At 72.7% G+C, this 20,846-nt stretch carries 20 protein-coding genes and 1 other RNA gene; 12 read left to right on the top strand and 9 right to left on the bottom strand.

Translation table 11 applies throughout. From position 1 onward, the window contains the following. Nucleotides 1-41 precede the first annotated feature (41 nt). Together AB0I49_RS22075 and AB0I49_RS22070 are read left to right on the top strand one after the other, a co-directional pair. Entirely contained in the window at nt 42-1,118 is a 1,077-nt protein-coding gene (locus AB0I49_RS22075) for a Zn-dependent alcohol dehydrogenase (protein ID WP_363228725.1), read from the top strand. A 56-nt stretch (nt 1,119-1,174) separates the two neighbouring features. Then, on the top strand, nt 1,175-2,113 hold the full coding sequence (locus tag AB0I49_RS22070) for a 3-oxoacyl-ACP reductase (RefSeq protein WP_363228724.1): 939 nt from the start codon (nt 1,175-1,177) through the stop codon (nt 2,111-2,113). A gap of 114 nt (nt 2,114-2,227) precedes the next feature. On the opposite strand, the gene AB0I49_RS22065 is transcribed toward AB0I49_RS22070, so the two are convergent. Together AB0I49_RS22065 and AB0I49_RS22060 are read right to left on the bottom strand one after the other, a co-directional pair. Beyond that, nucleotides 2,228-2,410, bottom strand: a complete 183-nt coding sequence (locus tag AB0I49_RS22065; protein ID WP_363228723.1) for a hypothetical protein — start codon at nt 2,408-2,410, stop codon at nt 2,228-2,230. 321 nt (nt 2,411-2,731) lie between these two features. Beyond that, nucleotides 2,732-4,060, bottom strand: coding sequence for a hypothetical protein (locus AB0I49_RS22060; protein ID WP_363228777.1), 1,329 nt, complete (start codon nt 4,058-4,060; stop codon nt 2,732-2,734). Nucleotides 4,061-4,261: 201 nt separating this feature from the next. Between AB0I49_RS22060 and AB0I49_RS22055 the strand changes: the two genes are divergently transcribed. The 4 genes from AB0I49_RS22055 to AB0I49_RS22040 all read left to right on the top strand — a co-directional run bounded on the left by AB0I49_RS22055 (nt 4,262) and on the right by AB0I49_RS22040 (nt 8,229). Beyond that, on the top strand, nt 4,262-5,299 hold the full coding sequence (locus tag AB0I49_RS22055) for an iron-siderophore ABC transporter substrate-binding protein (protein WP_363228722.1): 1,038 nt from the start codon (nt 4,262-4,264) through the stop codon (nt 5,297-5,299). A 172-nt stretch (nt 5,300-5,471) separates the two neighbouring features. After that, nucleotides 5,472-6,311, top strand: a complete 840-nt coding sequence (locus tag AB0I49_RS22050; protein WP_363228721.1) for a Nif3-like dinuclear metal center hexameric protein — start codon at nt 5,472-5,474, stop codon at nt 6,309-6,311. Between the two features lie 13 nt (nt 6,312-6,324). Next, nucleotides 6,325-7,068: a C4-type zinc ribbon domain-containing protein gene (locus tag AB0I49_RS22045; protein WP_363228776.1), complete on the top strand. Its 744-nt coding sequence runs from the start codon at nt 6,325-6,327 to the stop codon at nt 7,066-7,068. Continuing rightward, nucleotides 7,069-8,229, top strand: a complete 1,161-nt coding sequence (locus tag AB0I49_RS22040; protein ID WP_363228720.1) for a bifunctional RNase H/acid phosphatase — start codon at nt 7,069-7,071, stop codon at nt 8,227-8,229. 198 nt (nt 8,230-8,427) lie between these two features. Here the strand turns inward: AB0I49_RS22040 and AB0I49_RS22035 are convergent, their stop codons facing one another. Together AB0I49_RS22035 and yaaA are read right to left on the bottom strand one after the other, a co-directional pair. Next, complete coding sequence (locus AB0I49_RS22035) at nt 8,428-9,081, bottom strand: bifunctional 4-hydroxy-2-oxoglutarate aldolase/2-dehydro-3-deoxy-phosphogluconate aldolase (protein WP_363228719.1); 654 nt, start codon at nt 9,079-9,081, stop codon at nt 8,428-8,430. A gap of 67 nt (nt 9,082-9,148) precedes the next feature. Beyond that, nucleotides 9,149-9,946 (bottom strand): peroxide stress protein YaaA, encoded by a 798-nt coding sequence (gene yaaA / locus AB0I49_RS22030; protein WP_363228718.1) that lies wholly within the window; start codon nt 9,944-9,946, stop codon nt 9,149-9,151. A gap of 170 nt (nt 9,947-10,116) precedes the next feature. Here yaaA and AB0I49_RS22025 point away from each other — a divergent pair, with 170 nt between their 5' ends. Beyond that, nucleotides 10,117-11,568 (top strand): RNB domain-containing ribonuclease, encoded by a 1,452-nt coding sequence (locus tag AB0I49_RS22025; protein ID WP_363228717.1) that lies wholly within the window; start codon nt 10,117-10,119, stop codon nt 11,566-11,568. Here AB0I49_RS22025 and AB0I49_RS22020 read toward each other — a convergent pair. Together AB0I49_RS22020 and AB0I49_RS22015 are read right to left on the bottom strand one after the other, a co-directional pair. Beyond that, nucleotides 11,450-12,181 carry a hypothetical protein gene (locus AB0I49_RS22020; RefSeq protein ID WP_363228716.1) on the bottom strand — a complete coding sequence of 244 codons (732 nt, stop codon included), beginning with the start codon at nt 12,179-12,181 and terminating at the stop codon, nt 11,450-11,452. The genes AB0I49_RS22025 and AB0I49_RS22020 overlap by 119 nt on opposite strands. Next, nucleotides 12,178-12,996 (bottom strand): MerR family transcriptional regulator, encoded by an 819-nt coding sequence (locus AB0I49_RS22015; protein ID WP_363228715.1) that lies wholly within the window; start codon nt 12,994-12,996, stop codon nt 12,178-12,180. The genes AB0I49_RS22020 and AB0I49_RS22015 overlap by 4 nt, the downstream gene beginning before the upstream one ends. An 88-nt stretch (nt 12,997-13,084) precedes the next feature. On the opposite strand from AB0I49_RS22015, the gene rnpB reads away from it, so the two are divergent. The 3 genes from rnpB to AB0I49_RS22000 all read left to right on the top strand — a co-directional run bounded on the left by rnpB (nt 13,085) and on the right by AB0I49_RS22000 (nt 15,331). Beyond that, an RNA gene (rnpB, locus tag AB0I49_RS22010) (RNase P RNA component class A) lies at nt 13,085-13,498 on the top strand. A 256-nt stretch (nt 13,499-13,754) separates the two neighbouring features. Then, nucleotides 13,755-14,525, top strand: a complete 771-nt coding sequence (locus AB0I49_RS22005; protein WP_363228714.1) for an SDR family oxidoreductase — start codon at nt 13,755-13,757, stop codon at nt 14,523-14,525. 62 nt (nt 14,526-14,587) lie between these two features. Continuing rightward, nucleotides 14,588-15,331, top strand: a complete 744-nt coding sequence (locus AB0I49_RS22000; protein ID WP_363228713.1) for an SDR family oxidoreductase — start codon at nt 14,588-14,590, stop codon at nt 15,329-15,331. Nucleotides 15,332-16,867: 1,536 nt separating this feature from the next. Here AB0I49_RS22000 and AB0I49_RS21995 read toward each other — a convergent pair. Continuing rightward, on the bottom strand, nt 16,868-17,293 hold the full coding sequence (locus AB0I49_RS21995) for a MarR family winged helix-turn-helix transcriptional regulator (protein WP_363228712.1): 426 nt from the start codon (nt 17,291-17,293) through the stop codon (nt 16,868-16,870). A gap of 120 nt (nt 17,294-17,413) precedes the next feature. Between AB0I49_RS21995 and AB0I49_RS21990 the strand changes: the two genes are divergently transcribed. Further along, the gene (locus AB0I49_RS21990; RefSeq protein ID WP_363228711.1) at nt 17,414-18,235 is read left to right on the top strand and encodes an SDR family oxidoreductase; all 822 of its coding nucleotides are present in this window, start codon (nt 17,414-17,416) and stop codon (nt 18,233-18,235) included. Between the two features lie 48 nt (nt 18,236-18,283). On the opposite strand, the gene AB0I49_RS21985 is transcribed toward AB0I49_RS21990, so the two are convergent. Together AB0I49_RS21985 and AB0I49_RS21980 are read right to left on the bottom strand one after the other, a co-directional pair. Then, entirely contained in the window at nt 18,284-19,180 is an 897-nt protein-coding gene (locus AB0I49_RS21985) for a LysR family transcriptional regulator (protein WP_363228710.1), read from the bottom strand. A 155-nt stretch (nt 19,181-19,335) separates the two neighbouring features. Beyond that, nucleotides 19,336-19,950 carry a helix-turn-helix domain-containing protein gene (locus AB0I49_RS21980; protein ID WP_363228709.1) on the bottom strand — a complete coding sequence of 205 codons (615 nt, stop codon included), beginning with the start codon at nt 19,948-19,950 and terminating at the stop codon, nt 19,336-19,338. A 115-nt stretch (nt 19,951-20,065) separates the two neighbouring features. On the opposite strand from AB0I49_RS21980, the gene AB0I49_RS21975 reads away from it, so the two are divergent. Continuing rightward, a complete protein-coding gene (locus AB0I49_RS21975) occupies nt 20,066-20,767 on the top strand; it encodes a nitroreductase family protein (protein WP_363228708.1) in 702 nt (233 codons plus the stop codon). Nucleotides 20,768-20,846 lie beyond the last annotated feature (79 nt).

Here is a 20,846-nt window from a genome sequence, read left to right as displayed (position 1 = left end):
ACCGCCCGCACCCGTACGCACCTTGTGTAAGGAGCCGCACCATGCGCGCAGCCGTGCAGCAGGAGATCGGACAGGACAAACTGGAGGTCTTCGACGACGTCGAGACGGTGGGGTTCGGCCCCGGCAAGGTCAAGATCCGCATCAAGGCCACCGGGCTCTGCCACTCCGACGTCTCCGCGATGAGCGGCGTGCTGCCGCAGCCCGCCCCCTTCGTCCCCGGCCACGAGGGCGCGGGCGAGGTCCTCGACGTCGGCGACGGGGTGAGCGGGCTCGCCCAGGGGGACCGCGTACTGGTCTGCTGGCTGCCCGCCTGCGGCACGTGCCCGTCCTGCAAGCGCGGCCAGAGCCAGCTCTGCCTGACCGGCTTCATGAACGCCGGCACCCCCAACTTCAAGCGCCCCGGCGGCGACGTCTTCGGCTTCGCCGGCACCGGCACCTTCACCGAGGAGGTCGTCGTCGGGGCCGGCTGCGCCGTGCCGATCCCCGACGACGTGCCGTACGAGATAGCGGCGCTCATCGGCTGCGGCGTGACCACCGGCCTCGGGGCCGTCTTCAACACCGCGAAGGTCGAGGCCGCCTCGTCCGTCGCCGTGATCGGCTGCGGAGGCGTCGGCCTCTCCGTCGTCCAGGGCGCGCGGGCCGGCGGCGCGGCGCAGATCGTCGCCGTCGACCCGGTCGCCTCCCGGCGCGAGGCCGCGCTGCGGTTCGGGGCGACGGAGGCGGTGGCGCCGGACGGGCTGGCCGACGCCAAGGCCCGGATCACCGGCGGCGAGGGCTTCGACTACGTCTTCGAGGTCGTCGGCAAGTCCGCCACCGCCCGCACCGCGTACGAGAACACCCGGCGCGGCGGCACCCTGTGCGTCGTCGGCGCGGGCGCGATGGACGACACCTTCCAGGTCAACATGTTCGAGCTGTTCTTCGACGAGAAGAGGATCCTGCCCTCCCTGTACGGCGGGGGCGACGTGCTGCGGTCCTACGAGCGGTCCATCGCGCTGTGGCGCGCGGGCCGCATCGACCTCGAAGGGCTGATCACCCACCGGGTGCGGCTCACCGAGATCAACGACGCGCTCGACCAGATGCGTACGGGCGAGGCGCTGCGCACCTGCATCGAACTGTGAACCCGCACCGAGCACACGTAGCTCACCGAGCCCACTCCGAACGCTAGGAGACGCACATGTCACTCCAGGGCAGGACGGCCATCGTCACCGGCGCCGGCCGCGGCCTCGGCCGCGCCGAAGCGCTCGAACTGGCGCGGCTCGGCGCCAACGTCGTCGTCAACGACCTCGGGCGGCCCGGCCGCGACGGCTCCGGCGAGGCGTCGGCCGCACCCGCCGAGGAGGTCGTCGAGGAGATCCGCGCCGCGGGCGGCCAGGCCACGGCCCACCTCGGCGACGTGTCCGACTTCGAGGACGCGCGGGCGCTCGTACAGCTGGCTGTCGACACCTACGGACAGCTCGACATCCTCGTCAACAACGCGGGCATCCTGCGGGACCGGATGGTCTTCTCGATGAGCGAGGAGGAGTGGGACTCCGTCATCCGCGTCCACCTCAAGGGCCACTTCAACACCGTGCACTTCGCCTCCGTCCACTGGCGCGAGCGGTCCAAGGCGACGGGCGGGCCGGTCTACGGGCGGATCGTCAACACCTCCTCCGAGGCGTTCCTCGCGGGCTCGGCCGGGCAGCCCAACTACGCGGCGGCCAAGGGCGGCATCGTCGGCCTCACCACGTCGAGCGCCGCCGCCCTCGGCAAGTACGGCGTCACCGCCAACGTGATCTGCCCGCGCGCCCGCACCCGGATGACGGAGGACGTCTTCGCCGGGTTCGAGGTGCCGGAGGACGGCGACCTCGACGCGCTCGCCCCCGAGCACGTCTCGCCGCTCGTCGGCTACCTCGCCTCGCCGTCGGCCGGGCACGTCAACGGGCAGTGCTTCGTCGTGCACGGCGGGATGGTCGCGGTCCTCGAACGTCCCAAGGTGGCGGCCAAGTTCGACACCGGCAAGGACCGCTTCAGCGCGGCCGAGCTGGACGAGCTGCTGACCCCTTACTACGAGGGGCGCCCGCCGAACGAGACGTTCGCGGCCGTGGAGGTGCTGGGCCTCAAGCACGGCGGCTGATACGGGCCTTTGTCGCCGTATGGACGCGCTTGACCGCGTACGCGGCAGTGGCCGCCCCGGAACGACCCCGGGGCGGCCACTGGCCGGTGCGGACGCGTCCGCCGCCGTCGCGGTTCAGGACCGCTGGGCGGCGGCCACGGCGTCGTCTTCCGTACGGCGGTGCTTTCCATGGACAGGGGCCGGGGTCTCCTCCGGCAGCGCGGGACCGCGGTGCTTGCCGGCGCCGGAGCCGGCGGCTGCGGCCTGGGCGGACGCCTCGGGGCGCGCCTCGGTCGTGTCGATACGGGCTTCGGGCATGTGGGACGTCACTCCGTTGAATCTCGCTGCGTGCTGTGCGCGTCGGGGGCCGTCGCAGTCGCGTACGGCGCAAATCAGACGTCAACACGCCTTCCACGCACGGCCGTTCGGAAACCTTAAACGGTCCCGCCCGGCAATGCCGCGTGGCCCCCGCGCCAGTCTACTGACCCCCGCCAAGTGATCTGCGGACCGGGGCCCCTCACGCCGCGCGAGCTGGGCGGGGCCGCCGTCCGCGACTGTTGCAGTGGCACAGCAGCGAAGAGGCGCCGCCCCGCGGACGCCGGGCGGGAACGGCCCTTGCCGCCCGGCGTCGGCGGGGCGTCAGTGCGACTGCCCCAGTGGCGTCTGCTGCGGCGACGTCTGGTGCAGCGGCGCCTGTTGCAGCGGCACCGGCCGGGGAGCCTCCGGCGGCAGCGGCTCGCCCGCCCCGCCCGCCTGCTGGGCCGCCTGCCCCGCGTCCTGCGCCTCGGACGACGGTTGCGCCCCGGCCTCGTGCCCGTCGGCCCGCTCCTCGGGGAGCGTCCGCGCCCCGGCCCCCTGCTCCGCCGCCCGCGCCGGCGGCCCGGCCTCCGGAGGAGTCCCGCGGCGCGGCTGCGGCTCCGCCCCCGGACCCGGCGGCGGCAGCAGCAGCCGCGCCAGCCCGCACGGCACCTGCGGTGTCGCGTACGGGAGCAGCAGCCGGCCGCCCGGCGTCCACAGGCCCGCGCCCGTCAGCCACCCCACCGGCGCCGGGAACTGCTGCAACTGCCGTCCCAGCGGACGCCAGACGCCGACCCACGGGCCGGCCGCCCCGCCGCCCGGCGCGCCCGTGCCGTCGATGCGGAACGCCACCGCGCACGCCTCCGGCGTCAGCGACTGGCCGGGCTGCACCGCGAAGGGCGTCGCCGTCCCGCCCGGCACCCGCAGGCACTCCGGGAACCGCACCGGGAGCAGGGACCCCAGGACGCCCCAGCCCAGCCGCGGCTCGCCGGGCGCGTCGGACCGTACGAGCAGCAGGCCGCTGTCCGGGTCGGCGAACAGCAGCCGGTCGTCGCTCTCCCGCGTGATCTGTAGCAGCGGGCTCGTCTCGCCGCCCCGCTCCAGGTCGACGACGACCGCCTTCGTCCGGCCGTCCAGCTCCCGGTCGAGGGCCAGCAGCCGCCCCGTACGGTCCAGCCAGCTGCCGCCCGTACAGCGGCCGGGGACCTCGGCGACGTGCTCGGGGCCGAAGGAGCCGCCGTGCACCAGCCACAGGTCGGTGCCGTGCCGGCCGGGGGCGAGCGCGTACACGGACGAGCCGTCGGGCGCGGGCGGCAGCAGGGCCAGCCGCTCGCACTCGACGGCGCCGAGCGGCACCTCGCCGGTGCCGGGCCCGGTCGGGTAGAGCAGCGTGAGGGTGTGCCGTTCGGCGACGCGGCGGCGGATCAGCACCCGCCCGTCGGTGAGCGGCAGGACCTCGCTGTCGGGCTCCTCGGGCTGGCTGCCGGGCAGCGGCACGGCGTACGGCTCGGGTCCCGTGAGCGTCCACCGCTCCGGGAACCAGCCGCCGGTCGTGCCCGCCGGGCCGCCGAGCGCGAGGCGGGCCGCGTACGAGCCGTCCGCGGCGATCGTCAGCCCCGGGCGGCCCGGTGTGCTGCTGGTTGTGGCGGTCTCTGGTGCACAGGCCGTCATCAATTGAGTCACCTCCGTCACCGAAGGTAGTTTTCGCACTTCCTGGCGAAGGACGTGAGTTGAACCGATTCACACATAAGGGTGTCTCTCGACCGATTTGCCTGAGAGGTGGGGGGTGGCTGTGCTGCCCTTGGGGGCCGTGTTTAAGGTAAGGCGTGCCTAAGTGGGTGCCATAGATCCAGATCCGTACAGGAGCACGTCATGCCCATACGCCGTCGCGGCGCCGCCGCCGTCGCCCTCTCCGCGGTCGCCGCGCTCTCGCTCGCGGCCTGCGGGTCCTCCGACGACGGCAAGGGCGGCAAGGACGGCGGCAACGGCTCGAAGGCCGTCGCCCAGGGCGGCAAGGACTTCGGGAAGGCCGCCGAGGAGACGGCGAAGCTGGGCACGGACGCGAAGCCCGGCCAGTTCCCGCGGACCATCAAGCACGCGCTCGGCTCCACGGAGCTGAAGGCCGCGCCCAAGCGGGTCGTCGTCCTCGACGTCGGCGAGCTCGACAACGTGGTCTCGCTCGGCGTCAAGCCGGTCGGCTACGCGCCCACCGAGGGCAGCCAGGGCATCCCCGGCTACCTCAAGAACGCCGGCCACCCCAAGAACATCGGCACCATCAACAACCTCAACCTCGAAGCGATCAACGCGCTCCACCCGGATCTGATCCTCGGCAGCAAGCTGCGCGCGGAGAAGAACTACAAGGACCTCGCGAAGATCGCCCCCACCGTCTTCTCCATCCGCCCCGGCTTCACGTGGAAGGAGAACTACCTCCTCAACGCCGCGGCCCTGGACAAGACCGCCGACGCGAAGAAGAACCTCGCCGCGTACGAGGCCAAGGCGAAGAAGCTCGGTGACGACATCGCCGCGAAGGGCGGGAAGAAGCCGACGATCAGCATGCTCCGCTACATGCCGCAGTTCACGCGGCTGTACGCGCAGCAGTCGTTCATCGGCACGATCCTCAAGGACGCGGGCCTGCCGCGGCCCGCGAACCAGCAGGCCGACGACCTCGCCGTGCAGATCAGCCCGGAGAACATCAACAAGGCCGACGCCGACTGGATCTTCACCGGCGTCTACGGCGACCCCAAGGCCACCAAGCAGGACGCCGCCCAGGGCAACCCCCTGTGGAAGAACCTCAAGGCGGTCAAGGACGGGCACGCGAAGAACGTGAAGGACGAGACCTGGTTCCTGGGCCTCGGCGTCACGGCGGCCGACTCCGTCCTCGACGACCTCCGCGGCTACCTGGTCAAGTAGGACGGCCCGGCCCCGCCGCGTACGGCGCGTGTACGCCCGCTCGTCCACGGCTGCTCGCCCACGGCGCGTACGGGCGCTCGTACCGATCGGGTACGGCCGCCCGTTCCCCGTCGCGCAGGACCGCCCCGCACGGCCGGGCATACGGGCGCGGGTGGGAGGTAACCTTCCACCCGTGCCCGCACTGTCTGAAGTCCTCGCCGCCCTCGCCGCCCTGTGGCCCCCGGAGCGGGCCGAGCAGTGGGACGCCGTCGGCACGGTCTGCGGCGACCCCGATGCCGCCGTGAGCCGCGTGCTCTTCGCCGTCGACCCCGTACAGGACGTCGTCGACGAGGCCGTGAAGCTCGGCGCCGATCTGCTGGTGACCCACCACCCGCTCTATCTGCGCGGCACGACGACGGTGGCGGCGGACACGTTCAAGGGGCGCGTCGTACACACGCTCATCAAGCACGACATCGCCCTGCACGTGGCCCACACCAACGCCGACCGCGCCGACCCCGGCGTCTCCGACGCCCTCGCCGGCGCCCTCGACCTGCGGGTCACCGGCCCGCTCGTGCCCGACGCGAGCGACCCGGCGGGCCGCCGCGGGCTCGGCCGGATCTGCGCGCTCGACCGGCCCGAGACGGTGGGCGAGTTCGCCGCCCGCGCCGCCGCCCGGCTCCCCGGCACCGCCCAGGGCATCCGCGTCGCGGGCGACCCGGAGCGCCCCGTCCGCACCGTCGCCGTCTGCGGCGGCTCCGGCGACTCCCTCTTCGACGAGGTACGGGCCGCCGGCGTCGACGCCTACCTCACCGCGGACCTGCGCCACCACCCGGCCTCCGAGGCCCAGCAGCACAGCCCGCTGGCCCTGGTCGACGCCGCCCACTGGGCCACCGAATGGCCCTGGACCGAGCAGGCCGCGGCCCAGCTCGACGAGATCTCCGACCGCCACGGCTGGGACCTGCGCACCCATGTCTCCCGCACGGTCACCGACCCTTGGACCGCCCACGCGGCGTCCTCGTCCCCCAACGAATAACCAGGAGCTTCCACTGAACGCCGCGCCCGCCGACCAGATCCGCCTCCTCGACGTCCAGGCCCTCGACCTCCGCCTCGCGCAGCTCGCGCACAAGCGCAAGTCGCTGCCCGAGCACGCCGAGATCCAGACCCTTGAGGCCGACCTCGCCCAGCACCGGGACCTTCTCGTCGCCGCGCAGACCGAGGAGAGCGACACCGACCGCGAGCAGACCAAGGCCGAGCAGGACGTGGACCAGGTGCGCCAGCGCGCCGCCCGCGACCAGCAGCGCCTCGACTCCGGCGCCATCACCTCGCCGAAGGACCTGGAGAACCTCCAGCGCGAGATCGTCTCCCTCGCCAAGCGCCAGGGCGACCTGGAGGACGTGGTCCTGGAGGTCATGGAGCGCCGCGAGTCCGCGCAGGAGCGGGTCGGCGAGCTGACCGCGCGCGTGGAGTCCGTACAGGCCAAGGTCGACGACGCCACCGCCCGCCGGGACGCCGCCTTCGAGGAGATCGACGGCGAGGCGGCGACGGTCACCAAGGAGCGCGAGGTCGTCGCCGGGTCCGTCCCCGCCGACCTGCTGAAGCTCTACGACAAGCTGCGCGCGCAGCAGGGCGGCGTGGGCGCGGCCAAGCTCTTCCAGCGCCGCTGCGAGGGCTGCCGCCTGGAGCTCAACATCACCGAGGTGAACGAGGTGCGGGCCGCCGCCCCCGACGAGGTCCTGCGGTGCGAGAACTGCCGCCGCATCCTGGTCCGCACCGCCGACTCGGGGCTGTAAGTGGCGAATCGCTTCATCGTCGAGGCCGACGGCGGGTCCCGGGGCAACCCGGGACCCGCGGGCTATGGCGCGGTCGTCCTCGACCCGGCGACGGGCGAGGCGCTCGCGGAGGCCGCCGAGTACATCGGCACGGCCACGAACAATGTCGCGGAGTACAAGGGGCTGATCGCCGGGCTGCGCGCGGCCAAGGAGCTCGACCCGGAGGCCACGGTCGCCGTCCGCATGGACTCCAAGCTCGTCGTCGAGCAGATGTCGGGCCGCTGGAAGATCAAGCACCCTGATATGCGGCCGCTGGCGGCCGAGGCGAGCGCGGTCTTCCCGCCGTCGCGGGTGACGTACGAGTGGATCCCGCGCGAGAAGAACAAGCACGCGGACCGGCTCGCGAACGAGGCGATGGACGCGGGCAAGGCCGGGAAGCAGTGGAGCGCGGAGGCTTCCTCGGCGGCGCTGGAGGCTCCGGCGGCCCGTACGGCGGGTTCTCCGGATGAAGCCGAGGCCAAGTCCGTCCCCGTCGGCTGGGCCGCCCCAGCCGACCTCGGGCCGCCCGCCACCTTCGTACTCCTCCGGCACGGCGAGACGGCCCTCACGCCGCAGAAGCGCTTCTCCGGAAGCGGCGGCGACGACCCCGAACTCTCCGCCGCGGGCCGCCGTCAGGCGGACGCCGCTGCCACCGCGCTCGCCGCGCGCGGCACCGTCGAGGCCGTCGTCAGCTCGCCCCTGCGCCGCTGCCGGCAGACCGCCGAGACGGTCGCCGCGCGGCTCGGCCTCGACGTCCGTATCGACGACGGCCTGCGCGAGACCGATTTCGGCGCGTGGGAGGGCCTGACCTTCGCCGAGGTGCGCGAGCGCCACCCGGACGACCTCGACGCGTGGCTCGGCTCCGCCAAGGCCGCTCCCACGGGGGGCGGCGAGAGCTTCGCCGCGGTCGCCCGTCGCGTCGCCCTGTCGCGCGACAAACTCATCGCCCGGTACGCGGGGCGTACGGTCCTGCTGGTCACCCACGTGACCCCGATCAAGACGCTCGTACGGCTGGCGCTGGGCGCGCCCCCGGAGTCGCTGTTCCGCATGGAGCTGTCGGCGGCTTCGCTGTCGGCGGTGGCGTATTACGGGGACGGGAATGCTTCGGTGCGCCTCCTGAACGACACCGGTCACCTGCGGTGAGCTTGGTGTTGTGTGCTGGGGCGCGCCTGACGTGTGCGGTCGCCCACCTGCGGTGACGCGTGCGTCGTGGTGCCGGGGGCGGGCCGCGACGGGGGATCTCCGGGCTGCTTCGCTTTACGCCCGGAGACGCCCCCGTCGCGGCCCGCCCCCTCCTGTAGTCGTTCGGCGGCTCCGGCCCCGTAGTCGTTCGGTGCTCGCTCAGCGCAGCGTCGCGGCCTCGCGGGCCAGGTTTTCGACGCGGGTCCAGTCCTTCGCGCGGAGCGCGTCGGCCGGGAGCATCCAGGTGCCGCCTACGCAGCCGACGTTGGGGAGGGCGAGGTAGGCGGGGGCGGTGGTGCGGCCGATGCCGCCTGTCGGGCAGAAGCGGGCCTGGGGGAGCGGTGAGGCGAGGGACTTGAGGTAGGCGGTGCCGCCCGCGGCCTCGGCCGGGAAGAACTTCATCTCGGTGACGCCCTGCTCCAGCAGCGTCACCACTTCCGAGGTGGTCGAGACCCCCGGGAGGAAGGGGACGCCGGACGCCCGCATCGACTCCAGCAGGCGCGGAGTCCACCCCGGACTCACCAGGAAGCGGGAGCCCGCCTCCACGGCGGCGTCCACGTGGGCGGGGTTCAGGACCGTACCCGCGCCCACCACCGCCTCCGGCACCTCGGCCGTCATCGCGCGTATCGCGTCGAGCGCGGCCTCGGTGCGCAGGGTCACCTCGATCGCGGGCAGGCCGCCCGCGACGAGGGCGCGGGCGAGCGGCACGGCGTCGGCCGCGTCGTCCAGGACGACGACGGGGATGACGGGGGCCAGGTCGAGTACGGAGGCGGGGAGCTGGGCGGCGGCGGGGGTATTGGTCACGGTTGCCATCCTGCCGCCGCACGGCATCCCTCGCAATGAGCGTTGCGGATGTTGCAATGCCATGCGGGGAGGGAGGCTAGAGCTCCGTCACGATGACGTCCAGCGCCCACGGGCGGCCCGCGCGCGTCGGCGCCTCCGCCTCCACCGTGTACCCCAGCTCGCGCACCGCCCCCACCAGCTCCTCCGGACCGCCCGGCACCGTGCCGCTCACCAGCAGATCGCGCACCAGCCGCCCCTTCGTCGCCTTGTTGAAGTGGCTGACCACGGAGCGCTTCTCCACCCCGTCCACGATCTTCGACTGAAGCACCCGCACCGTCGCCGTGCGCTCCGCCACCTCGCCCTTCGGCTTCCACGCCGTCGCGTACGCCGCCGAGCGCAGATCCAGCACCAGACCGTCCCCGGCCGCCGCCGGCAGCACGTCGGCCATCGGCCCGCGCCAGTACGCGCCGAGCGCCCCCGTGCCCGGCAGCTTCACCCCCATCGAGCAGCGGTAGGAGGGGATGCGGTCGCCGATCCGCACCGCGCCCCACAGCCCGGAGAAGACCAGCAGCGACCGCTCAGCCCGCCGCCGGGCCGCCGCGTCCAGGGTCGCCAGGCCCAGCGCGTCGTACAGCACGCCCGTATAGACCTCACCGGCCGGCCGCGTCCCGGCCTCCCGCAGCGCCGCGTTCTTCGCGATCTCGCCGCGCAGCCCGGCGCTCAGCCCCAGCGTCTGCGCGGCCTTCTCCTCGTCGCCCGCGCACAGCTCCACCAACTCGTCGAGCACCGTCCCGCGCGCCGCCGTCAGCTCCGGGAGCGACAGCGCCGCCAGGTCCAGCGGGGCCCCGGAACCACCGGCGGCCTTCCCCTCCGACGGCGGCAGCAGCACGAGCACGACGATCTCCTTCAGGCGGTGGTACGGGACGGGGCGACCCCGAGGCAGCTTAAATCCTGCCCGCCCGCACCCGCCCCAGGCGCCCGCCCGCACCCGTACGCGGAGAGCCCCCACGCCCGTACGCGACAGTCACCGTGCCCCGCGCCGCACCCCGTCCTACGCTCGGTGCCATGCCCCGCCGCCATATGCATGTGACCGACACGGACGGCGCCCCCCTGCGGGCCGCGCTGCGCGAGCTGCGCGCGAAGATGGAGCTTCCCGAGGCGTTCGGACCGGACGTGCTCGACGAGGCCGAACAGGCCGCCAAGAGCCCCCGGCTGCCCGACCACGACGCCACCGACCTGCCGCTCTTCACCATCGACCCGCCCGACTCGATGGACCTCGACCAGGCCATGTTCCTCGCCCGCCGGGACGGCGGCGGCTACCGCGTGCACTACGCCATCGCCGACGTCGCCGCCTTCGTCGCCCCCGGCCGCGCCCTCGACGCCGAGGCCCACCGCCGCGTCATGACCCTCTACTTCCCCGACGAGCGCGTACCCCTGCACCCCGCCGTCCTCGGCGAGGCCGCCGCCAGCCTGCTGCCCGACCAGGACCGGCCCGCGCTCCTGTGGCAGCTCGACCTCGACCCGTCCGGCCAGGTCGTACGGACCGACGTACGCCGCGCCCTCGTCCGCAGCCGCGCCAAGCTCGACTACGCGGGCGTGCAGCGCGCCGTCGACTCCCGCACCGCCGAGGAGCCGCTCTCCCTCCTCCGCGAGATCGGCCTGCTCCGCGAGGAGCTCGAACGCGACCGCGGCGGCATCTCCCTGCACGTACCCGAACAGGAGATCGTCGAGCGCGGCGAGCGCTACGCCCTCGAATACCGCGCCCCGCTGCCCGCCGACGGCTGGAACGCGCAGATCTCCCTGATGACCGGCATGGCCGCCGCCGACCTCATGCTGCGCACCGGCACCGGCATCCTGCGCACCCTCCCGGCCGCCCCCGAGAACGCCGCCGCCCGGCTGCGCCACGTCGCCCGCGCGCTCGGCGTCGACTGGCCCGAGGGCATGCCGTACGCGCAGGTCATCCGCTCCCTCGACGCGCGCCGCAGCAACCACGCCGCCTTCCTCCAGGAGTGCACCGCCCTGCTGCGCGGCGCCGGCTACCACGTCTTCGACGGCGAGGCCCCGCAGCCCGCCGAGGCCGTGCACGCCGCCGTCGCCGCCCCGTACACCCACTGCACCGCCCCGCTGCGCCGTCTCGTCGACCGCTACGCGGGCGAGCTGTGCCTGGCGGGGGCGGCAGGCGTCGAGCCGCCCGAGTGGGCGCGCGAGGCGCTCGACGCGCTGCCGGGCGAGATGGAGGGCGGCTCGCGACGGGCGAACCAGGCCGAACGGGAGAGCGTGGACCTGGTGGAGGCCGCTTCGCTGCGGGGCCGGGTCGGCGAGATCTTCGACGCGTATGTGGTGGACGTACAGCCGAAGCGGCCGTCCTCCGGCACGGTCCACCTCTACGAACCGGCCGTCATCGGCCGCGTCGACGGCGCCCCGGACGCGCCGCCGCTCCCGCTCGGGCGCCGGCTGCGGGTCCGGCTGACGGAGGCGGAACCGGGGCGGCGGAAGGTGCGGTTCGCGCCGGTGTGAGGGGCCGCTCAGGCTGGTTCCGGCGCCGGTAGCAGCGCGCCCGTACGGACGCGATCAGCGCGGCCGGGTCGTCGGCGTGGCAGCGGATCGTACGGGTGTGGCGCGGCGCGCCGAGGAGCGTGCGGTAGCCGACCGGCTCGGTCAGTTCCACGGTGACGGAGGTCTGCCCGGCGATGGGGAGCTCCAGCACGTCGTCGGGGGCCTTGGCGGCGGGGAAGCGTACGTCGCGGCGTACGGAGGCGATGAGTTCGGGCGCGATCAGCAGGTCCAGCCGGGCGGCGGCGCGGACGCGCAGCCCGGCGGGGCCGACGGTGTGCGGGCGGGTGACGGCGGCGGCGTGCAGGCCGAGCACGAACAGCACGCCGTACAGGTCGATGACCAGCGTGATGAGGTGCGCGACGGGAAAGCCGGAGAGCAGTACGGCCAGCCCGGCCGTCTCGATGACGGCGACGAAGACGAGGGAGTAGAGCATGGAGGCTTGGGCGCGGGCGTACCCGAACCCTTCGGTGCCGCCGCCCACGCCGTCCCGCCGCCGCACGGCCCACAGCCCGAGGCTGACGGCTGTGCGTCCTTCGTGCGCCGCTACGAGGCGGGCCTTGCGCAGGGCGTTCATCGGGGGTCGCCTCCAGCCTGGGCGCGGGTCGTCAGCAGCCGCATCGCGCCGCGTACGGCGGCGGCCTGGGCGGGGGCGAAGTCGGAGAACAGCACGTCGACGAAGCCGTCCTGCGCGTTCTCTCCCGCTCCCGCTTCGGCCTCGGCGGCGAGCTCCGCCGTCACGCCGGGCGGCAGGCAGTCGGCGAGCAGCCGGGCCGCCTCGGCCACGCGGGGGTCGGCGGGGTCGGCGTCCGCGAGCGCGTCGAGGAGCGCGTACACCTCGTACGCGCGCTCCATCGCCCCCGGCTCGGCCGCCGTCGAACGCAGCAGCGCCACCAGCCGTTCGCGGTCCTCGGGCGCGGCGGCGGTCTCCAGCAGGGCCAGCATCTCCCGCTCCTTGGCGGCGGCGGCGGGCTCCGGGCCGGGGCGCGCCGCGCCGACGCGGGCCATCTCCCCGTATAGCGCGGCGAGTTCGGCGGAGACCGGCCCCTCGGCGGTCAGGGTGCCCTCCTCGGCCTGGCGTAGCAGCACCGCCACCCGCGCCCGCCGCTCGCGGACCGCCGCCTCCTGGCGGGCCAGATCCGCGTCCAGCTCGCCCAGCACCTCGCGGAGCTCGCGCCCGGAGTCGTCGGCGAGCACGTCCCGCACCTCGTCCAGGCTCAGCCCCAGATCGGTCAGGCGGCGTACGCGCGTCAGCGCCACGGCGTCCCGGAGCCCGTACGCGCGGTAACCGTTGGCCAGCCGCGGCGGCTCGGGGAGCAGCCCGAGGTGGTGGTAATGGCGTACGGTCCGGGGGCTGACGGCCGCCAGCGCGGCGAGCTCTCCGATTCTCATGGGTCCAGTAGAAACGTTGACGTCGCGGCAAGGTCAAGCCTTGTCGGGCCTTCCGTGGCAGGCCAGGTAGCATGGGCGACACGGCGGACGAGCCGGCCGGGCGGCCGCGTGGGGATCTTCGGATCCTCCCGAGGAACGTCCGGGCTCCACAAGGCAGGGTGGTGGCTAACGGCCACCCGGGGTGACCCGCGGGACAGTGCCACAGAAAACAGACCGCCGGGGGCCGCGAGGCTTCCGGTAAGGGTGAAACGGTGGTGTAAGAGACCACCAGCCTCCGAGGCGACTCGGAGGGCTAGGTAAACCCCACCCGGAGCAAGGTCAAGAGGGGCCGTCATCTCTTCGGAGACGGCAGCCCTGCGCGGACGTTCGAGGGCAGCCGGCCCGAGTCCGCGGGTAGACCGCACGAGTCTGTCGGCAACGGCAGACCTAGATGGATGGCCGCCTCCCCGAGGGCCGCGAGGCGCTCGGGAGACAGAACCCGGCGTATAAGCCGACTCGTCCGCCGGCCCTCTTTTCGCGCGGCCCTTGAGCGGTCCCGTGTAGCCCCTGATGCGCCGCCCCGGTCCGGGCGGCGGGTCGGGGGCTTTGCTGTCTTCCGCCTTCCGCCTGCCATCTGCCCTCTGCCATCTGCCATAGGAAACCCCTATAGCGGCTGCTGATTTTCCGTCTTTGCCTCTCGTGGTTTCCCGGCCGTAGCGTGAAACGCAGCAGATTTACTTTCCGTCCGGATGAATTAATTGCCGAGAGGGGCCGGTGGCGTGACCAATACCGAGAATGGATCGGAAAAGCTGGAATTGGCGGGGAAGCGGGCCCTGGTGACGGGGGGTTCCCGTGGAATCGGGGCGGCCATTGTGCGCCAGCTTCTGGACGCGGGTGCCAAGGTGCTCACGACGGCGAGGTCGGCGACGAACACGGTGCCGGAGGGCGCCGCCTTCGTGACGGCAGATGTGCAGACCCGGGATGGAGCGGAGGCGCTGGCGACGGCGGCGCGGGAACGCCTAGGCGGGGTGGACGTCCTCGTCCACAACGCGGGCGGCGCGGGGCCGTACAAGGGGGCCCTGGCCATCCCCGAGGAGGCGTGGCAGGACGCGCTGGACCTGAACTTCCTGGCCGCGGTGCGGCTGGACGCGCTGCTGGCGCCGGGGATGCGGGAGCGAGGTTCGGGGGCGATCGTCCACGTCTCCTCGGCCGCGGTCCCCATGGTCGCGCCGCCGTTCCTGCACTACACCACGGCCAAGGCCGCGCTGGAGAACTACAGCCGGGGCCTGGCGGCGGAGCTGGCGCCGGCCGGAATCCGGGTCAACACCGTGTCGCCCGGCCGGACCGCCACGCCTGGCGGCGAGGCGACGCGCGAGCAGTGGGCGCGGCTGACCGAGGGCCCGGGCCAGGACACGACCGCGCCGCCGCTGGGGCGCGACGGCCTGCCGGACGACATCGCCAACGCGGTGCTGTTCCTCACGAGCGACCGGGCGGGATGGCTGACCGGGAGCAACGTCGTGGTGGACGGTGGCGAATTCCCCAGGGGCTGACGTTGAGGGGGCCCGGAGCGCAGATCCCGTAAAACCGTAAGCGGAAAGAAAGAACACAGAAAATGCCAAACGAGATGGAATTTCAGGGCAAGGTGGCGCTGGTCACCGGAGGTACTTCCGGAATCGGCCTGGCAACCGCTCGAATGCTGGCCCGTGCGGGGGCCGAAGTCGTCATCAGCGGCCGCGACGCCGAACGCGGCAAGAAGGCCGTGCGCGCCGCCCGGGAGGACGGCGAGGTCCGGTTCGTACAGGCCGACGTGGCGGACTTGGACTCGGTCGCCGAACTGGTCCGCCAGAGCGGGTCGGTGGACATCCTCGTCAACAATGCGGGCACTTTCCCCACCTCGCTCACGGTCGAGCAGGGCGCGGAGGGCTACGAACGGGTCTTCAGCACCAATGTGCGCGGTCCCTACTTCCTGGTCGCCGCGCTCGTACCGCACATGCTCGAAAAGGGCGAGGGCAGCATCGTCAACGTCACCTCGCTCGCGGCCTTCAAGGGCTTCCCCAGCGCCTCGGTCTACAGCGCGTCCAAGGCGGCGTTGTCCTCGCTGACCCGTACGTGGGCGGCGGAGTTCGCCGAGGGCGGAGTATGGGTCAACAGCGTCTCTCCCGGCCCGACCCGTACCGAGGGCGTGCTGGCCGAATGGGGCGAGGAGGGCAACGAGGGCGTGGCCAAGAGCCTGGGGCTCCAGCGAACGGCGAAGCCGGACGAGATCGCAGAGGCCATCTGCTTCCTCGCCTCTCGCCGGGCCGGCTACATCACCGGCACAACAATGCACGTGGACGCCGGAGGAGCTGTCTTTTAGGGCTTCCGGGGGTGCGCGTCGAGGTGCGGGGGCTGCTACGTGGGGCGGCATGGCCGGAGGTCGGGTGCGGGTTTCGTCTCGGACCCTGCGGGTCCAAAGCGCCGGCAGCGGCAGGGAGGGGGGCAGGCTGGTGCCGGTTCGCTGCCTGCCGCCGTGTCGGGGGCTGAGGTCAGTGAGGCTCGCTGCGCATAGCGCTGGCCGCTGCCGCGAAGTGGTTGGGGCGAGCTCTTCGGGCGCGGGTGTGGGGGTGGCTCGGGCCTGTGATTCATGGGATCGGCGGGGTGGGGGTGGGGGGTGGTTCGCTATCTGCTGTCCGGTGGGGGCCGGGGCGCAGGCGGCTGCCGCGTGGGGCGGCATTGTGCGTGGTTGGGTGCGGCTTTCGTCTCGGACCCTTCGGGTCCAAGGCGCCAGCAGCGGCAGGGGAGGGGGAGGGCTGGTGCCGGATCGCTGGCTGTCGCCGTGGTCTGGGGCTGAGGTCAGGGAGGCTCGCTGCGCATAGCGCTGCCCGCTGCCGCGAAGTGGTTGGGGCGAGCTCTTCGGACGCGGGTGCGGGGGTGGCTCGGGCCTGTGATTCATGGGATCGGCGGGGGTGGGGGCGGGGTCGGTTCGCTATCTGCTGTCCGGTGGGGGCCGGGGCGCAGGCGGCTGCCGCGTGGGGCGGCATTGCCGCCGGTCAAGCGCGCCTCTCGCCTCGGACCCTTCGGGTCCAAAGCGCCAGCAGCGGCAGGGGAGGGGGCGGCCTGATGCCGGTTCACTGCCTGTCGGGTGGGTTCGAGGCTGGGGTTAGAGAGGCTCGCTGCGCATAGCGCTGGCCGCTGCCGCGAAGTGGTTGGGGCGAGCTCTTCGAGCGCGGGCTCGGCGTGGGTTGCGGCCTGATGATCCAACAGCGGGGGGACCTGGGGCGGGTTCGCTGCCTGCGGGTGAGTTCGCGACGGGGGTCGCAAGAAGTTCCGCTCCGCTCCGCAGGGCCGGGCAGTCGCCAGGGGCCTACTCGTAAGTAGGGTGGAGTTACCGCCCGACAAAAGCGCCTTACCGGACACGAAAGTGGGCGGCAGTCCACCCCTGTTGCCCAATCAACTTCACAGGCCGGGCATAACGGGCACGCCAATCGTCAGAGGGGAGTTTCCCCACCCTCAAGCCCCGTCCAGCAGGCGGAAACTGCCCCCGGACGCCAACCCCACCCAAGGCGTAGCGCAGCGCGCCCCCCCACCCCCGCTGATCCCTTGAATCACAGGTCCGAGCCACTCCCACGCCAGTACCCGAAGCCCTCATCGCAACCACTTCGCGGCAGCTGCTGGCGCTTTGGACCCGCAGGGTCCGAGACGAAACCCGCACCCGACCACGCACAATGCCGCCCCACACGGCAGCCCCCACCGGGCAGCAGATAGCGAACTAACCCCCACCTCCACCCCGCCGATCCCATGAATCACAGACCCGAGCCACCCCCGCACCCGCACCCGCACCCGAAGAGCTCGCCCCAACCACTTCGCGGCAGCGGCCAGCGCTCCCTAACCCCAGCCCCCTCCAGATATGGCCTCACCGTCCCCCGTCATCGAGCGTTCGCTGCAAGATCTCGGCCAGGCGGGCCAAGTCTTCCGGGGGGCAGGCGGCGAAGGGGGTTTGGGTGAGGGTCAGTTCTACGACGCGCTCGCGGATCTCGCGGCCCTTCGGGGTCAGTACGGCTACTCGGACGCGGCGGTCGGCGGGGTCGGTGCCGCGTTCGACCAGGCCGCGGTCGATGAGTTGGTTGACGACGAAGTTGAGGTTGGGGGCGTTGCAGAAGAGACGGCCGGCCAGGGCCTTCATGGAGGGGGCGGGTTCGGCGGGGTCGATGGCCCAGAGGGCTTGGGCTGTCGCGTGGGTGAGGCCCAGTTCGTCGAGGGGCTGGGCCAGGCGGTCGGAGGTGCGCATGAAGAGTTCGTGGTTGGCGCGTACGACCGATTCCAGCGACTGGTTCTCCATGGCCGAAGGCTAGCACTGTGCTTCGAGGCTCGAAGCTGTTACGGTCTTCGCATCTACTTCGAGGCTCGAAGTGTATTTGGTACGCCGAGGTCCATCGAGCTCCACTGAAAGAGAGTGCGCATGAACGGCTACTCCGGCATCACCGCCCTCGTCACCGGGGCCTCCAAAGGGCTCGGCGAGGCATACGCCCGTGAACTCGCCCTACGCGGCGCGAACTTGGTGCTCGTCGCCCGGTCCCGCGACGGGCTGGAGCGGGTCGCCGACGCGATCCGGAAGGAGCACGGGGTCGAGGTCCAGACCGAAGCGGTCGATCTCGCCGCCGACGGCGTGGACCGGCTGATCGCGGAGCTGGACCGACGGGCCCGCACCGTCGACCTCCTCGTCAACAACGCCGGCGCCGGTGCCGTCGGACCCTTCCTCGACTCCGCGCCCGCGCGCAACGTCGCCTCCGTCGAGCTGAACATCGTCGCCCTCATGAACCTGACCCACGCGCTCGGCCGCCGCATGGCCGCGAGGGGGAGCGGCGGCATCATCAACGTCGGGTCCACGGCGGCGTTCCAGGCCATGCCGTACCAGGCGACCTACGCGGCGACGAAGGCGTTCGTGCTGTCGTTCACCGAAGCGCTCGCCGAAGAGCTCCGCGGCAGCGGGGTGCGGGTCATGGCCGCCCACCCCGGGGCCACCGCCACAGGGTTCTTCGACCACACCACCGCCGCGATGAACCCCGCCTACACCGACCCGCCGGAGCGCGTCGCCGCCAAGACTCTCGACGCCTACGCCAAGGGCGCCGTCAACGCCTACCCGGGCCGCGCGATCATGCGCGCCACCACTTGGGCTCCGCGGCTGCTGCCCCGTACCACGGCGACGCGTGTGACCAAGCGGTTGAACCGGTCCCTCGGGCTCCACCGCGCGACCGACATCGAGACACTGCCGGCCTCGTAGACACCGGCCTCACCCAACCAACCGCACAGGCACCGGCCCCGCCCACCCTCACCCCACCTGCGCGAACCCCTCCGCCTTGTGCCAGCTCTCCTCCCGCAGGAGTTCCAGCAACGCCGTCTCCGCCGGGCCCGCGTTCTGCCGGAGCACCGCGATGACGGGGTGGGACACGGCCGAGGTCACCGGGCGCGCGAGGTGCTCGTGCGCCTGCGGCACCGCCGAGGCCGGTACGAGCGTCGCCCCCAGCCCCTGGGCGGCCCAGCGCACGGCCGTCGCCGTCTGGGAGACGCGGGCGGCAGTGGTCGGGGTCAGCCCGTTGTCCCGCAGGACGTTCAGGAGTACGGCGTCGAGCGCGCTGTCGCGGTCGAACCGCACCCACGGCTCGCCCTCCAGCGCGCGCAGCTCGACCCTGTCGACGGCGAGCTGCGGGTGATCGGCCCCCAGCACCACGGCGAACTCCTCGTCGCCCAGGTGATGGGTGTCGGAAGGGCTGCGCTCGCAGGCCGCCATCAGGGCGAGATCCAGTACGCCCCGGCGGCAGAGCTGTTCCAGCTCGGCGGAGCTCGGCTCCTCGAAGACGCTGATTTCCAGCCGTGGGAAGCGGCTGCGCAGTGCGCTGAGCGCACCCGGCAGCTGCCGCGTGCCGAAGCCCATCTGCACCGCGACGACCAGCTCGCCCACCAGGTCGTCGGCCCCGGCCCGCGCCGTCGCCCGCGCCCGCCGCGACGCGTTCACGGCGACCTCGGCCTCCCGCAGGAACGCGCGGCCGACCACGGTGGGTACGAGCCCCGTCGGCGTACGGGTGAAGAGCTGCACCCCGAGTTCCCGCTCCAGGCCCCGGATCTGCTGGGACATCGACGGCTGGGCCACGTGCAGCAGCTCCGCCGCCGCGGTCACCGAGCCCTCCTGGGCTACCGCCAGGGCGTACTCGTACTGGCGAAGGCTCATCGGCCGCCGTCCCTTCCTCGCGCTGCCCGCGTTCCGCGCGCTGCCCTGCTCGTCATGGTAAATGGCCCGGTTTTGGAGCCCTCGTCGTCAGGCCGTGCCCGTCGTAAGGTCGTGCTCGTGGTCAGGCCGTGCTCGTCGTAAGACCGTGCTCATCGTCAGGCCGTGCCTGTCGGCAGCGCGTGCGCCAGGAGGGTCTGAGCCGCTTTACGGGCGTGCCGGCCGTAGTCCGCCTCGTCGAGCACCATGGCGCGGCTGGCCGCCCCGTCCGCGAGGGTGACCAGCTGTTCCGCGAGCGTGGCGGGTTCGCGGCAGCCCAGCTCCGTCACGAGCGCGGTGACCAGCTGCGCCATCCGCAGCTTCTGCTCACGCGCGTACGAATGGACCGCGCTCTCCGGGTCGGGGAACTCCGCCGCGGCGTCGATGAACGGGCACCCGCGCACCGGCTCCGCCTCCGGCGCGGGCTGGTCGAACAGTCCCAGCAGCCGCTCCATCGGAGGGATGTCCTCGCGGGTCAGTACGGCTTCCAGCGTGGCCCCCGACGCGGCGAGGCCCCGGAGGTGGGCGATCACCAGGTCGTTCTTGGTCCGGAAATGCGCGTACAGCGTGCGCTTGGACACCGGTGCCGCCTCCGCGACCTGCTCCATGCCGGTCGCGTTGATCCCCTGGGTCGCGAAGAGCCGGGCGGCCGCGGTCAGGATGCGCTCCCGCGCGCCCCGGCCCCGCCCCCGCCGCCGGCCCTGATCTTCTGCTTCCGCCGCCGTCGCACTCATGCAGGAAGTGTACGGCCAGGAAGTGCACGGCCGCGTTTACTTCGATGGCGAGCGGCTGTTAGGGTCGCACTAAGTAAACGTTTCCGTTTACATCAACCCCTGACGAGGAGTGTTCATGCCTACTGACATGCCCACTGAGATGAGCGGCTCCGCGGAGAAGCTGATACGCGGCCGTCGCGCGACCCGCGCGTTCCGTCCGGACGCGGTGCCCGAGGAGACGATGCGCGCGATCTTCTCGCTGGCCGGTGCCGCGCCGTCGAACTCCAACGCGCAGCCGTGGCGGGTGGAGGTGGTGAGCGGTGCCGCGCGCGAGCGGCTGGCGGATGCCTTGGAGACGGCCCACGCCGAGCGCCGCACCTCGGTCGACTTTCCGTACTCCGACGACATGTACGCGCCGGTGCACCAGGTGCGCCGGGCGGCGTTCGGCGCCCAGTTGTACGGAGCGCTGGGCATCGGCCCCGGCGATCACGAGGCGCGGGCGGCCTACGACGCGGAGAGTCTGCGTTTCTACGGGGCGCCGCACGCCGCCTTCCTGTTCGTCGCCGGAAACGGCGGAGCTCCCGGCGGGGCCCGGCTGGCCGCCGACGTCGGGGCCTATATGCAGACGCTGCTCCTGGCGATGGCCGCGTACGGCGTGGCGAGCTGCCCGCAGGGGCTGCTGAGCTTCTACGCCGACACGGTCCGCGATGAACTGGCGGTCCCAGAAGGGAAGTTGCTCGTCGGCATCTCCTTCGGGTACGCCGACGAGGCTGCCCCGGTCAACCGCGTCACCGCCGAACGGGTCGCGCTCGAAGCGGTCGCGACCTTCCATCGGTAGTCACGGTCAAGCTGCCCTGCCCTCCCCTGCCCTGCTCCGCCAGGTCAAAACCAACACTGTGACGACGAAAATCGACACT

Origin of the sequence: Streptomyces sp. NPDC050617, assembly GCF_040654795.1 — a bacterium.
GTDB lineage: Bacteria > Actinomycetota > Actinomycetes > Streptomycetales > Streptomycetaceae > Streptomyces.
The sequence above is the reverse complement of the archived record's forward strand: the minus strand, read 5'-3'. Positions and strand labels throughout refer to the sequence as shown.